At 42.6% G+C, this 13,421-nt stretch carries 15 protein-coding genes; 10 read left to right on the top strand and 5 right to left on the bottom strand.

Annotated features, from left to right (window positions below):
- Positions 1 to 88: 88 nt before the first annotated feature.
- A complete protein-coding gene (locus tag VA249_RS07500; protein ID WP_221069707.1) occupies positions 89 to 445 on the bottom strand; it encodes a hypothetical protein in 357 nt (118 codons plus the stop codon).
- A gap of 256 nt (positions 446 to 701) precedes the next feature.
- On the opposite strand from VA249_RS07500, the gene ccoN reads away from it, so the two are divergent.
- The 10 genes from ccoN (at position 702) to uspE (ending at position 9,707) form a co-directional block, all read left to right on the top strand.
- A complete protein-coding gene (ccoN, locus tag VA249_RS07495; RefSeq protein WP_164837183.1) occupies positions 702 to 2,129 on the top strand; it encodes a cytochrome-c oxidase, cbb3-type subunit I in 1,428 nt (475 codons plus the stop codon).
- Between the two features lie 12 nt (positions 2,130 to 2,141).
- Positions 2,142 to 2,762: a cytochrome-c oxidase, cbb3-type subunit II gene (ccoO, locus tag VA249_RS07490; protein ID WP_005441610.1), complete on the top strand. Its 621-nt coding sequence runs from the start codon at positions 2,142 to 2,144 to the stop codon at positions 2,760 to 2,762.
- 9 nt (positions 2,763 to 2,771) lie between these two features.
- Positions 2,772 to 2,945: a cbb3-type cytochrome oxidase subunit 3 gene (locus VA249_RS07485; RefSeq protein WP_005396487.1), complete on the top strand. Its 174-nt coding sequence runs from the start codon at positions 2,772 to 2,774 to the stop codon at positions 2,943 to 2,945.
- On the top strand, positions 2,945 to 3,919 hold the full coding sequence (ccoP, locus tag VA249_RS07480; protein ID WP_221069705.1) for a cytochrome-c oxidase, cbb3-type subunit III: 975 nt from the start codon (positions 2,945 to 2,947) through the stop codon (positions 3,917 to 3,919). Before VA249_RS07485 ends, ccoP begins: the two co-directional genes overlap by 1 nt.
- A 90-nt stretch (positions 3,920 to 4,009) precedes the next feature.
- Entirely contained in the window at positions 4,010 to 4,486 is a 477-nt protein-coding gene (locus VA249_RS07475; protein ID WP_221069703.1) for a FixH family protein, read from the top strand.
- A gap of 4 nt (positions 4,487 to 4,490) precedes the next feature.
- Positions 4,491 to 6,854 (top strand): heavy metal translocating P-type ATPase, encoded by a 2,364-nt coding sequence (locus VA249_RS07470; RefSeq protein WP_221069700.1) that lies wholly within the window; start codon positions 4,491 to 4,493, stop codon positions 6,852 to 6,854.
- A 14-nt stretch (positions 6,855 to 6,868) separates the two neighbouring features.
- Entirely contained in the window at positions 6,869 to 7,054 is a 186-nt protein-coding gene (ccoS, locus tag VA249_RS07465; protein WP_128810875.1) for a cbb3-type cytochrome oxidase assembly protein CcoS, read from the top strand.
- Between the two features lie 9 nt (positions 7,055 to 7,063).
- Positions 7,064 to 7,741, top strand: coding sequence for a sulfite exporter TauE/SafE family protein (locus VA249_RS07460; RefSeq protein WP_221069699.1), 678 nt, complete (start codon positions 7,064 to 7,066; stop codon positions 7,739 to 7,741).
- A 90-nt stretch (positions 7,742 to 7,831) separates the two neighbouring features.
- Positions 7,832 to 8,578 carry an FNR family transcription factor gene (locus VA249_RS07455; protein WP_128810876.1) on the top strand — a complete coding sequence of 249 codons (747 nt, stop codon included), beginning with the start codon at positions 7,832 to 7,834 and terminating at the stop codon, positions 8,576 to 8,578.
- A 181-nt stretch (positions 8,579 to 8,759) separates the two neighbouring features.
- Positions 8,760 to 9,707, top strand: coding sequence for a universal stress protein UspE (uspE, locus tag VA249_RS07450; protein ID WP_128810877.1), 948 nt, complete (start codon positions 8,760 to 8,762; stop codon positions 9,705 to 9,707).
- A gap of 238 nt (positions 9,708 to 9,945) precedes the next feature.
- On the opposite strand, the gene ttcA is transcribed toward uspE, so the two are convergent.
- The 4 genes from ttcA to VA249_RS07430 form a co-directional block, all read right to left on the bottom strand.
- Positions 9,946 to 10,839 (bottom strand): tRNA 2-thiocytidine(32) synthetase TtcA, encoded by an 894-nt coding sequence (gene ttcA / locus VA249_RS07445; protein WP_128810878.1) that lies wholly within the window; start codon positions 10,837 to 10,839, stop codon positions 9,946 to 9,948.
- A 199-nt stretch (positions 10,840 to 11,038) separates the two neighbouring features.
- Positions 11,039 to 11,701 (bottom strand): DUF2987 domain-containing protein, encoded by a 663-nt coding sequence (locus tag VA249_RS07440; RefSeq protein ID WP_221069697.1) that lies wholly within the window; start codon positions 11,699 to 11,701, stop codon positions 11,039 to 11,041.
- Positions 11,702 to 11,719: 18 nt separating this feature from the next.
- A complete protein-coding gene (locus VA249_RS07435; RefSeq protein ID WP_221069695.1) occupies positions 11,720 to 12,556 on the bottom strand; it encodes a glucosaminidase domain-containing protein in 837 nt (278 codons plus the stop codon).
- Complete coding sequence (locus VA249_RS07430; RefSeq protein ID WP_221069693.1) at positions 12,549 to 13,346, bottom strand: DUF2189 domain-containing protein; 798 nt, start codon at positions 13,344 to 13,346, stop codon at positions 12,549 to 12,551. Before VA249_RS07430 ends, VA249_RS07435 begins: the two co-directional genes overlap by 8 nt.
- Positions 13,347 to 13,421: the final 75 nt, after the last annotated feature.

The following is a 13,421-nucleotide window of genomic DNA, read 5'->3' as shown; positions in this document are numbered from 1 at the left end:
TTCTTTTATACCAGTGCAATTAATTAGAGCTACATTAAATTGCATTAGTTGTACAAAGAAGAGCCAATTATTACGTGCCAGATCTAATTTATAAATACACTTCGACATTATTTTGGTTTAATTTGAATCTAATCACCCTATCTTCAGAAATACGATGCCATTTAACATTTAGATATTTATCGTCAACTTCAAGAAAACTGCCACTTTGATTTAGATCAATTTTTATACTGCTATTTTCCTTAAGTTCAAGCGAAAAACCATCAGTTCGCTTATTTATTACGACTTTCTCTGCCCCAATTGTTACATCACATCGCTGTTTTTGTGAACAATCAACCGTGCTATTAGTCTCGTAAGTAAAGGTGCGCCAGAAAAATGCAATAACTAACAGACTGAGCATGATTAAGATTTGTGCAAGTCTTGCCTTTGTTAACTTTTGTGCAGCCATAATTCCTAATATCCTTGTTACAAACTTCAAACTTTTTAAATAAAAAATGATTTCCTGAGGTCCAGTAAGGTTACTACTCTGTCATTGAATTGTTAATTCAAGTATAGTGACGCACTGAAAATGCCACTTTTTATTAAAGTCAGCAATGGAAATAAAGTGATGATAACACTTCAGTTCTAGAGTTTACTTGGGTGGTGTTACGACGCAAGTCGTGTTGGAAGTAAAGTGTAGTTAATTAGAAATTGGAAGCATGCAAATGAGCCAAGTAAAGCAGCTTGAACAAAACTACAACTATACAGTCGTTCGCCAATTTACCCTTGTGACCATTTTATGGGGCATAGTTGGTATGGCTGTTGGTGTTTTGATTGCCGCTCAATTAGTTTGGCCACAGCTAAACTTTGATACGCCGTGGTTGACGTACAGTCGTTTACGTCCACTGCATACTAATGCGGTAATTTTTGCGTTTGGTACCAGTGCTCTGTTCGCAACATCTTATTATGTTGTGCAGCGTACCTGTCAAACACGTCTTTTTGGTGGCCCACTCGTTGCCTTCACCTTTTGGGGATGGCAAGCAATCATCTTAGCCGCAGCAATTACTTTACCTTTGGGTTTTACGTCCGGTAAGGAATATGCTGAGCTAGAATGGCCTATTGATATCGCGATCGCGATTGTATGGGTTTCCTACGCTGTGGTGTTCTTCGGAACACTGATTAAGCGTAATACGTCCCATATTTATGTGGCTAACTGGTTCTTCGGTGCCTTTATTATCACAGTAGCAGTACTTCACATAGTGAACAGTATGGCTATCCCTGTTGCACTAGGTAAATCTTATTCGATTTATTCTGGCGCCGTGGATGCAATGGTTCAATGGTGGTATGGACACAATGCAGTAGGATTTCTACTCACTGCTGGTTTCCTAGGTATGATGTATTACTTTGTCCCTAAACAAGCTGAACGTCCTGTTTATTCTTACCGTCTGTCTATCGTTCACTTTTGGGCATTAGTTTCTTTGTATATTTGGGCTGGTCCTCACCATCTTCATTATACCGCGCTACCTGACTGGACACAGTCTCTAGGCATGGTTATGTCATTGGTTCTATTCGCACCATCTTGGGGTGGTATGATCAACGGTATCATGACGCTATCTGGTGCATGGCATAAACTTCGCTACGACCCTATCCTACGTTTCCTTATCGTTTCATTGTCATTCTACGGTATGTCTACTTTCGAAGGTCCGATGATGTCGATCAAGACAGTAAACGCACTATCGCACTATACAGACTGGACAATTGGTCACGTTCACTCAGGTGCTCTAGGTTGGGTTGCTATGGTTTCCATTGGCTCTGTATACCACCTAGTTCCTCGTCTATTTGGTCAAGAGCGCATGTATTCGGTTAGCCTAATCAATGTTCACTTCTGGCTAGCGACTATCGGTACGGTTCTTTACATTGTCGCAATGTGGATCTCTGGTGTAATGCAAGGCTTAATGTGGCGCGCAGTTAACTCTGACGGCACGCTAACTTACAGCTTTGTTGAATCTGTAGAAGCATCTTACCCGTTCTATTTCGTACGTTTCCTAGGTGGTTTCATCTTCCTATTTGGTATGTTCCTAATGGCATACAACACGTACAAGACGGTAACAGCGCCTAAAGAAAGCTTAAAAGCTATCCCTCAACCGGCATAAGGAGATTAAAGAATGAGTAATAATTCGAATAATCGCCACGAAATCCTCGAACGTAATGTCGGTTTGTTGGCTATTTTCATCGTCTTTGCAATTAGCTGGGGTGCGCTTGTAGAAATCACTCCTCTGATTTTCCAGAAGCAAACGACAGAGCCTGTAGAGAATCTACGTGCTTACACGCCACTGGAAATGGAAGGTCGTGACATTTATATCCGTGAAGGTTGTAACGTTTGTCACAGTCAGATGATTCGTCCATTCCGTTCGGAAACCGAGCGCTACGGTCACTACTCGGTTGCTGGTGAAAGCGTTTGGGAACATCCATTCCTATGGGGTTCTAAGCGTACTGGTCCAGATTTGGCGCGTGTTGGTGGACGTTACTCTGATGAATGGCACCGTGTTCACCTAATCGATCCTCGAGAACTCGTACCAGAATCAAATATGCCAGGTTTCCCTTGGCTAGAAGAGAATGTACTTGACGGCAAACTAACGCAGAAGAAGCTAGAAATCTTCCGTAATCAGTTTGGTGTTCCGTACACAGATGAACAAATCGCGAATGCGGCTAAAGAAGTAGAAGGTAAAACAGAGATGGACGCAATCATCGCTTACCTTCAGTCTCTTGGTCATGCAATGAAATAAGGGGGTCACATGGATTTCGGTACAATTCATAGTATTTATACCGTGGTGCTCTTCGCTAGTTTTATTGGCATCGTTTGGTGGGCATTTAGCAAAAAGCGTAAGGCTCGCTTTGAAGAAGATGCCAACTTGGTGTTTGCTGACGAAGAACAAACGACCCCAAATAACCAAGGAGTGAAGAAGTAATGACTACATTCTGGAGTCTCTGGATTATCGTGATTACTGTCGGTACGCTAGTCGGCTGTGCGATTCTCCTTACTTGGTGCGCTAAAGACAAAATGGGCGTCGAGGAAGGGGAGGACATGGGCCACGAGTACGATGGTATTCGCGAGCTTAACAACCCTTTGCCAAAGTGGTGGACTTATCTGTTTGTTAGTACATTTGTATTTGCAGCAGTATATCTGACACTTTTCCCTGGTTTAGGAAATTTCAAAGGTGTCCTAAATTGGCAAAGTTCGGACCAAACAGTCCGTTCATTGGAAGAGTCTAAAGAGGCCATCGCTAGAGCCCAAGAGAATAAGCAGTTAAACCAGTATGCGAAAGAGCTTGATGATGCAGATGCTTACTTTGGCGAAGCATTCCGTGCACTTGCTCATAATGAGAATGGTCTACGCCCTATTCCTGAAATTGCTCAAGACCCCGAAGCAATTAAAGTGGGTCAACGCTTATTCTTGCAAAACTGTTCTCAATGTCATGGTTCGGATGCCCGCGGACAAAAAGGTTTCCCTAACCTAACCGATGATGCGTGGCTATACGGCGGTGAGCCAGCAGCAATCGTAACAACGGTAATGGATGGTCGCATTGGTCAAATGCCAGGCTGGAAAGATGCCCTTGGTGAGCAAGGCGTACAAGAAGTGGTGAGTTACACGCTTAGCTTATCTGGCCGTAAAGTAAACGCACGTGAAGCGGCTGCTGGTAAAGCACGATTCGTAGTATGTGCAGCTTGTCACGGTACCGATGGTAAAGGTAACCCTGCAGTTGGTGCACCTGACCTTACCGATCAAGATTGGCTATTTGGTGATTCTCGTGCAGACGTAACAGAAACGGTAATGAATGGCCGTTCTGGTGTGATGCCGGCTTGGAAAGACATTTTAGGTGAAGACAAAGTTCAACTTGTTTCCGCTTATGTATGGAGTCTAAGCAACACTGATAATAAGTAACATTTCAATAACAGCCCCTTTTACAGGGGCTGTCTTTCCTTTAAATTTAAAGCCTTACAATTTTTTCATTTAGCTGTTGAGAACTTTTTTATGGTAAAGCCTTGGTATAAACAATTTTGGCCGTGGTTCCTGATCATCCTGCCTCTTACCGTGATTGTATGGACGATCGTTACAGTGGTCGTATTCGCCAATAACTCAGTATCTTTGGTCGCCGAGGATTACTATAAAAAAGGAAAAGGGATTAACATCGACATCAGTAAAATGAATGTCGCTCGAGATCTTGGTCTTAATGCAAGCGTCTCCTCTGATGACAACAATATTATTATTGCCTTTGTGAAAGGCAGCTTGCCCCACTACCCAGCGTTAACCGCAACGTTTACCCATCGCACCTTGCCTGACCGTGATTTCACTAAGTTGTTAACGGCGGATGCAAAAGGCAATTATCGTTTTACACAGGAACAATCGATACAAGGACCTTGGTTCGTGGAGCTACAACCTCACAATAACGAGTGGATGATCCAAGGACGAGTCGAGTTTCCAGCATTACCAACAACATTAATGAAGTAAGTCTATGTGCAAATCCTGTTATCACTGTGGTGAAGATGTACCAGCCAACACGGATTTCAAAGTCGAAATATTGGGCGAAGCTCGCGATATGTGTTGTCCAGGTTGTGAAACGGTCGCGCAAACTATCGTTGAGAGTGGTCTTGTTTCCTACTACCAATACCGAACAGCACCAGCAGAAAAAGCGGACTTAATTCCGGAGCAACTTCAAGCTTTGATTCATTACGACAACGAAGACGTTCAATCAGAGTTTGTTCGTAATAATGAAAATACATCTGAAGTCACGCTGTCTCTTGAGGGTGTTTCTTGTGCGGCTTGTGCCTGGCTTATCGAAAAACAAGTTTCCGGAGTTGAAGGATTGGTATCGATTCGTGTGAATACCACGACCAACCGTGCGCTCCTTGCTTGGGATAAAACACAAGTACGTCTAAGTGAATTGTTGTCCGTCATTCACAAACTGGGCTATAGAGCGGCACCATTTGAAGCGGATAAACAAGAAGCGGCGTATCATCAAACCATGAAGCAATACCTCTACCGTCTTGGTATTGCAGGCCTTGCGACAATGCAAGTCATGATGCTTGCTGTTGCGCTCTACCTTGAAGTCTTCGGTGATTTAGAACCAGAGTTTAAAAGCTACTTTCGTTGGGTGAGTTTGATCTTTGCAACGCCCGTCTTGCTTTACTCTGCATTGCCGTTCTACTTAAACGCTTGGCGAAGCATTCGTGGACGTACACTCGGCATGGACGTCCCTGTTTCTATCGCGCTCATATTTGCCTACGTGGCGAGTTTAGTTGCAACCGTCACTGAACAAGGTGAAGTATTCTTCGAGTCTATTTCGATGTTTACGTTTTTCCTGTTAGTCGGCCGGTTTTTGGAGATGCGTGCTCGCCGTAAAGCTGCAGCGGCAAGTGGGAACCTGTTAAAATTGATTCCCGCCATCGCCACAACATTAGATGGCGATCAAATCCCTGTAAAAACACTCAACATTGGCGATCGAATTCGTGTCCTTCCTGGGGAGCACATCCCTGCCGATGGCAAAGTCATTTCTGGTCGTATTCATATCGATGAATCGATGCTTACAGGGGAATCCGTTCACGTCGTTAAGAAAATTGGTGACGCTGTCTATGCCGGTACATTAAACGGAGATGAGTCCTTTGAATTGGAAGTGACGAATTCGAAAGCAGATTCAATGATCTCGAATATTGTCCGCTTACAAGATGAAGCTCAGCACTCAAAGCCTAAGATCGCTGAAATCGCAGACGTAGTAGCGCGCTATTTTGTTGGTGCCATTCTCATCATTTCTGCCGGAACTTGGCTTTACTGGCATCAAACCAAACCTGATGATGCGTTTTGGATTATGTTGTCTGTTCTTGTCGCGACTTGTCCATGTGCCCTTTCCTTAGCGACACCAACAGCATTGACTTGTGCAACTTCTCGTATGGGCAATTTTGGTATTTTGCTGCGTAAAGGGCATGTGTTTGAGACCTTATGCAAGATAAATCATCTTGTCGTTGATAAGACGGGCACATTGACAAAAGGTGACATTGAAATCAGTGAAACTAAAACCTTTGCCAATTTAAATGAGTCTGAAGTACTTTCCATTGCAGCAGCGCTTGAGGCTCACGCAAACCACCCAATTGCTCGTGCGTTTTCAGGGTTTAGTCGAGAAGATATCACCGTCAGTGATGTTCAAAACGTCATTGGTTCTGGCATTCAAGGTAATTGGAATAGCAAGACAGTAAAAATTGGTAGTGCCACTTTTGTGGTTGGTGAAAGTCGAGCCGAGAGCAACGCTGTATATCTTTCTGTAGATGAACTGCATGTCGCCACTTTCTACTATCGCGATCCCATTCGCAAAGAGAGTAAAGCATTCATACGACGTTTTGCAGATGCTGGAATCAAAACAACACTTCTAACGGGTGATTCATTACAAAACGCTCAGTCCGTAGCAAATGAAATCGGCATTGACAATGTGATTACATCAGCGAAGCCTGAAGATAAACTCGCATATCTTAAAGGATTGGATAAAAACGACATTACAATGATGGTTGGTGATGGTATTAACGATGCACCAACACTTGCAGGAGCTCATCTCTCCGTTGCTATGGGGGGTGGTACTGATGTTGCAAAAGCTTCAGCGGATATGACGTTATTAGGCGATAATTTAGAGAAGTTGTTAGAAGCTCGCACACTTGCCATCCGAACGCGAAAAATCATTCGAGAAAACTTGGCTTGGTCTTTAGGGTACAACCTGTTAATTTTGCCATTGGCCGTGGCGGGGTTAGTTGCCCCCTATGTCGCAGTAGTTGGCATGTCGGCGAGCTCTATCATTGTTGTATCCAACTCTTTACGGTTACTTAAAGAGAAGTAAGTAAGAGATCAAACATGGAAAGTCTGTATATATTAATCCCTATTGCCATCGTATTGGTCTGTGTCGCGGTGGCTATTTTCCTTTGGGCGGTCCGTAGTGACCAATTTGAAGATCTTGAACGTCAAGGCCACAATATTCTTCTCGATGAAGATGAAACACCAAACACTAACAAAAAGACAAACATTAATAAAAATCGATAACCCTATATTATGAATCCTGATTTTATTGGTGCCTTTATGATTGGCCTCGTTGGGGCTGGTCATTGCATGGGCATGTGTGGTGGCATTGCATCGCTTCTTTCTATTGGTTCGCAAAACAACAAACCGTCTCGCTCAATACCCATTTTTTATAATTTTGGTAGGCTCATTAGCTATGGTGTCATCGGTGCACTTGTAGGCGGTGCAATATCCGGTTTGTCGGAGTTAAGTGGGCTCACTCAGTCACTGGCATGGTTACGCCTTGTTGCCGCATTTTTCATGATTCTTGTCGCGCTGTACATTGCAAAATGGTGGCATGGTTTATTGTTCTTAGAAAAAGCAGGCCAGCATTTATGGAAATACATCTCTCCTGCCGGTAAGCGTTTATTACCATTAAAACACCCTACTCATGCCTTGCCATTTGGATTTATCTGGGGCTGGCTACCCTGCGGGTTGGTTTATTCCGCGCTCACTTGGTCTGCCGTTTCTGGTAGCGCGATAAACGGAGGATTCATTATGCTTGCGTTTGGTATTGGAACCCTACCATCAATGCTCCTTGTCGGTTATGGCGCGAATTACTTTCAGAAATTGCAAAAATCGTTAATATTTAGAAATATATCAGCATTAATACTCATCATTTATGGCCTATATACCGCGAGTGGTGCGATAAAAATGCTTGGTTTCATATGAAATGAAAGTCGTTTCGAGCAATATTTTTGCTACCCTTTAAGATCAAGCAGTGATAAAATATTGATGTATATCAAATAGTGAAAGGTTGTTATGATTTCTGAAAAGCCTGCAACAAAGCGTATCCAATCAGGTGGTTGCGCGATTCATTGCCAAGATTGTAGCATTAGCCAACTGTGTATTCCGTTCACTCTGAACGAATCTGAATTGGATCAGTTGGATCAAATTATCGAGCGAAAAAAGCCGATCCAAAAGGGTCAAGAGCTTTTTAAAGCAGGTGATGAGCTAAAATCTTTATATGCTATCCGCTCTGGTACAATCAAAAGTTATACCATCACTGAGCAAGGCGATGAGCAAATTACAGCGTTTCACTTAGCTGGCGATCTTGTTGGTTTCGATGCGATTACTGGTGACTGCCACCCGAGTTTTGCACAAGCACTAGAAACATCTATGGTGTGTGAAATCCCATACGAAATCTTAGACGACCTGTCAGGTAAAATGCCTAAATTGCGTCAGCAAATCATGCGTTTGATGAGTAACGAGATCAAAGGTGACCAAGAGATGATTCTTTTGCTTTCTAAAAAGAATGCTGAAGAACGTCTAGCGGCTTTCCTATACAACCTATCAACTCGTTTTTCACAACGTGGTTTTAGCCCTCGAGAGTTCCGTTTAACCATGACTCGTGGTGATATTGGTAACTATCTAGGTCTAACGGTAGAGACAATAAGCCGTCTACTTGGTCGTTTCCAAAAATCGGAAATTTTAAGCGTTAAAGGTAAGTACATCACTATCCTCGATCATGATGCATTGATGGAACTTGCTGGCGTAAGCAAAGAATAATTTGCCCCATCTATTGATGTAGCTCGAAAATGAGCTACATCATATTTCTTCCAAAATCCTATCAAAAACCCTCAAATATTCTGCCAAACTGAGCTACAGTAAAAATGTACCTTGTGTACTCCAATATACTGATTTACCTTATATTCAGTATTTGGTTTTACGATAATAAGTGGGCTTAGTTATGAGTATATACAGTAAGATCCTTGTTGTTGCTGACATCAATAATGATGAACAGCCTGCACTCGCCAGAGCCGTTCAGCTCGCACGAAAAAGTGTCTCTAGAAGCCGAATCACTTTTTTCCTATCTATCTACGATTTCTCGTACGATATGACTTCGATGCTGTCGGTTGACGAGAGAGACGCAATGCGTCGTGGGGTAATACATCAACGTGAGCAATGGATGCGTAAAATTGCTCAACCTTATTTAGAAGATGGTTTCGATTTTGATGTTTGTGTTGTTTGGCACAACCGCCCTTATGAAGCAATTATCGCCGAAGTGTTTGCCGGCGACCACGATATCCTAATTAAAGGGACTCGAAAGCACGATGTTCTTGAGTCGGTTATCTTTACACCAACTGATTGGCATTTATTACGCAAGTGCCCGATCCCTGTACTTCTTATCAAAAATTCAGATTGGCCAGAGCACGCTAATATTCTTGCTTCCGTGCACGTTGGTTCTGAGAACCCTACGCATATCGACTTAAATGATTCAATGGTAGAGCGACTCAAAGAAATCACTAATCGACTGGACGCTGAACCTTACTTGGTTAACGCCTACCCTGTTACGCCTGCTAACATTACGATCGAATTACCTGAGTTCGACCCAACCACATATACAGATGCGGTTCGTGGGCATCATCTAACAGCAATGAAAGCGCTTCGTCAAAAGCACGGCTTAGATGAAGAGCAAACCATCGTAGAGCAAGGTTTACCAGAAGACATTATTCCCGCAACAGCAGCTAAACTTAATGCCGCAATGGTGATTCTTGGGACGACGGGTCGTACCGGTCTATCTGCAGTATTTATTGGTAATACGGCTGAACATGTGATTGATAAGATCAATTGCGATGTACTTGCGTTAAAACCAAATGGGTATATCAGCCCACTTGATCCAAATACTGCGACATAATGGTCTAACGCAAAAAATCATCAGATATAAAAATCCCCCAAATTGGGGGATTCTTTTTAAGCTTGATACATTTTTTTAAGCTGGAAGCAGTTGCGATGCTTAGTATCCTGGGTCAGTACGTTATCTAACTAACAGCTCATTTATTAAACAGCATGTTCATCTAACGGAATGTTCATTAAACTGAATGTCTGGCCATCGCTATTGCTAGCCTCTTCTTCTAACAGATGCTTGTTATCTGTTAGATGTTAGTCACATCAATAAACATAGACTCGTCGATGTTTGTTGAAGATACCACAGCTTCGCTGAATTCATATTCCTCACGGTTACCTTCACGATCAAGTGGCAGGTTTACGAAATCAAATAACTCACGGTCAGCTAATTGGCTTGGACTTACATTTTGAATGGATTTAAAGATCGCTTCTACTCGACCAGGCGTTTTCTTATCCCATTCAATCAACATCGCTTTAATTGATTGACGCTGAAGATTTTCTTGTGAGCCACAAAGATTACACGGAATAATTGGGAACTCTTTATGTTCAGCGTACTTGATCAGGTCTTTTTCGCGGCAGTATGTCAGTGGACGAATGACTACGTTACGACCATCATCTGAACGAAGTTTAGGTGGCATTGCTTTCAAACGTGAGCCGTGGAACATGTTTAAAAACATTGTTTCGACGATGTCATCCATATGGTGGCCAAGCGCTAGTTTTGTCGCACCAATTTTTTCTGCAAACGAGTAAAGTGTGCCACGACGCAGACGTGAACATAAACCACAGGTTGTCTTACCTTCTGGCACTTTCTCTTTCACTACTGAGTAAGTATCTTTATCTACGATGTAGTAAGGAATGTTCAGCGTTTCAAAATAGTCAGGTAGGATATGCTCAGGGAAGCCTGGTTGTTTTTGGTCAAGGTTAACCGCAACCACGTCAAACTTGATTGGCGCTGCCTTTTGTAGATTCAGCAGGATATCAAGCATCGCAAATGAATCTTTACCACCACTAATACATGCCATTACAACGTCACCTTCTTCGATCATGTTGTAATCAGAAATGGCATTACCAACATGTCTTCTTAGACGTTTCTGAAGCTTGTTGAATTCAAGGGTTTCTTTTCTTGTATCTATTTGGTTCATTGCGGGCTCTCACATCGCCGAAAAATCGACTGTAGGACTTCCTAACATGGATTTATTTGGGGCGTGGATTATACGAGCTTTTTGCGCAGGATTAAATGTTTGTCTGTATCGAGAGGTAAAGAAAAGCACACTAAATGAGGTTCGGCAGGGTCATAAATGAAAAGGAGCGTTAAAATTTCGCTCCTTTTACCAATAAAACCTATTCAGTGGCGCTCGGAAGATATGGCAAAACTCTCGTCGTTGATTCGGGTAATATCATATAACCACCCTCACCGATTTCATCAAGAGCAACCTGCACTTTGCCATCTACTATTTTTTTCTCGATTCCATTGGATAACACAATCTTACCGTTAAGGTCATTGGCAAATTCCATCGTTACCCCTTGCACTTGCGGAGTAAACCAACCAGCAAACATCCCACCTAAGTCCTCAAGCATTGCCTGCATTTGTGGCATTAACGGGGCAAGTTGCTCATAAGAGACTTGCCCAGCTAGTGGGCTTTTAGTCATCACGACCAAAGAATAATCACAACGCGTATCTTGTTGTGTCTGAACAAACACCAAAGGGTTTGCTGATTTAAGGTTTTTATCGACAGGAAGTGGCAATTCCTTTGTAACTGGTATCACAAACTCTTCGTAATGCTCTTCCTTTTCCATCCATGCTTTTTCGATATCACACAACTTTTTGGTATTCGCATCAACGAAAAACACGCCAACTTTGACGTCATCGTGCCCCTCTTTCGTGTTGTTTTTTAATTGTGTATAGAGCTTAGAATACGTAAACATGTATTCTTGAGCGTGAGTTGCAGGCGTTGCTAACATTAGCATTGCGCTGCCCAATAGGCTTAGGCTTAACTTCTTCATCCGTTTCGTCGTTTCTTTTTATTGCGTCCAATAGGCATTATTGTGACGAATCATGGCTCTCAAATCATTAACGTAGGCAATCCCTCGTTCTGAATATGCGAGTAAACCGTGAGTCAATTCAGTCGCCGTCGAGACTGACAATAAGTCCTTGTTATTTTTTGCCAAATTTGCGCGAATATCTCTCAAATCTGCGTAAGCTCGGTTACGGTTCACATTCATAAAATAACCGTGAACAGACTCTTGTACAGATTCGAATTTTTTAACTTCGTGCTTTTGTCCTGCTCCACGTTTGGCAGGAATAATTCCGCAACCCGTCTTATAACACCATTGACCAAATAAGTTATTTGCTTGAGTTGCAAAACGAGAGGTGCCCCACGCAGATTCATTGGCTGCTTGGGTTAAAACCAACGCCTCTGGGAGAACATTTACTCGCTTTAGCATTTCATCAAGCCATTGTTGGCTCATGCCACTGTCTCTTAAAGGGTAAGAGTATAAAGCCGCCAATCTCTCTGCATATGAGATTTGCTCTTTGGTGACATTCCCAATGCGCAACGACTCCAAAAATGCTCTTTCTTTTTGGATGCGGCGGTTTTCTAACGCGATTTTAGGGCGAAGAAAATCAAAGAATGCGGTTTTCTTTGCTTTGATATCCTTAATAGAAGCGAAATCGGGAATGTCCCCAATATATGGTAGATGTGACAAATCCGGATGCGTTATTGGGCCATGAATAACACTAGGATCAATTGCGCTTCTGTACTCGCGGTCATAATGCAAATAAGGTCCAATTGAAACAAAAGTGGCGGCTATAGAGATAGCCGCCACACGTAAACTCATTGATTTTAGAGATTTAGGCATCAAACACCTGTGAATTACCGTCGTGATCGTTATCTTTCTTTTGCGTTGCAACGATCTTCAGCTTGATACCAAACATTTCGCGGTACAGGATCCCTTTCATATGAAAGAAGAAAGGGAGCACAAAGATCAAGCCTATTCCGTAGAACATCGCAGCGACAATAAACATCAACATCACGCTTAAGTAAAGCCCTGCCACGACAAATAACTTTCTGTTTACCGCTCGAAACGATAGCCAAAGTGATTGCATTGGCGAAACTTTCTTCTCACAAATCAGCAGGATAGACTGACTAAACGCTAACGCGAAATAGAGAGATACTAAAGGTAGATAAATGGCAATAGCACCTTGAAGCATCAAGCTAAACAGGGTTGCCAAAATAACAGGTACCGTGAATTGAAGGCCTTTACCCACATGGCGAATTTTTGTTTTCAACCCAGCAATGTGGCTCATAGCCATAAGGCTTACGCCTGCAAAAATTGGGGCGCTGATCACTTCGTAACTGAAGTTCGCAACGTAAATAGCGCCTGCGATATCTGCAGTAAATGCTTCTGGATTTTCTAATGCACTTAGAATAACACTCGGATCCCCCAACTGAAGCTGTAGGGCAATGTAAAAAATACCAAGTTGAACGAGAAGTAGCAGAATGATCGCTGGAGAGAACGACAAAAATTGTTGAATGGTTGTACGCCAAGCTTCACTAAAAACAGCCCCAGCTTTCAGTTCGTACTGACCAGAAAGTGCGCGTTCTACATTCCCGCCAAGATTGAAATCTTTCTCAAAATCGTTGTTCATATTTTATCCAAGGTTACCTTGTAATATTTGTCTGGAAAACCAGTTAATTAATGTGGGCGTTAGTATAAAGAAATC

The sequence above is a fragment of the Vibrio alfacsensis genome (assembly GCF_019670485.1).
Lineage (GTDB): Bacteria > Pseudomonadota > Gammaproteobacteria > Enterobacterales > Vibrionaceae > Vibrio > Vibrio alfacsensis.
The sequence above is the reverse complement of the archived record's forward strand: the minus strand, read 5'-3'. Positions and strand labels throughout refer to the sequence as shown.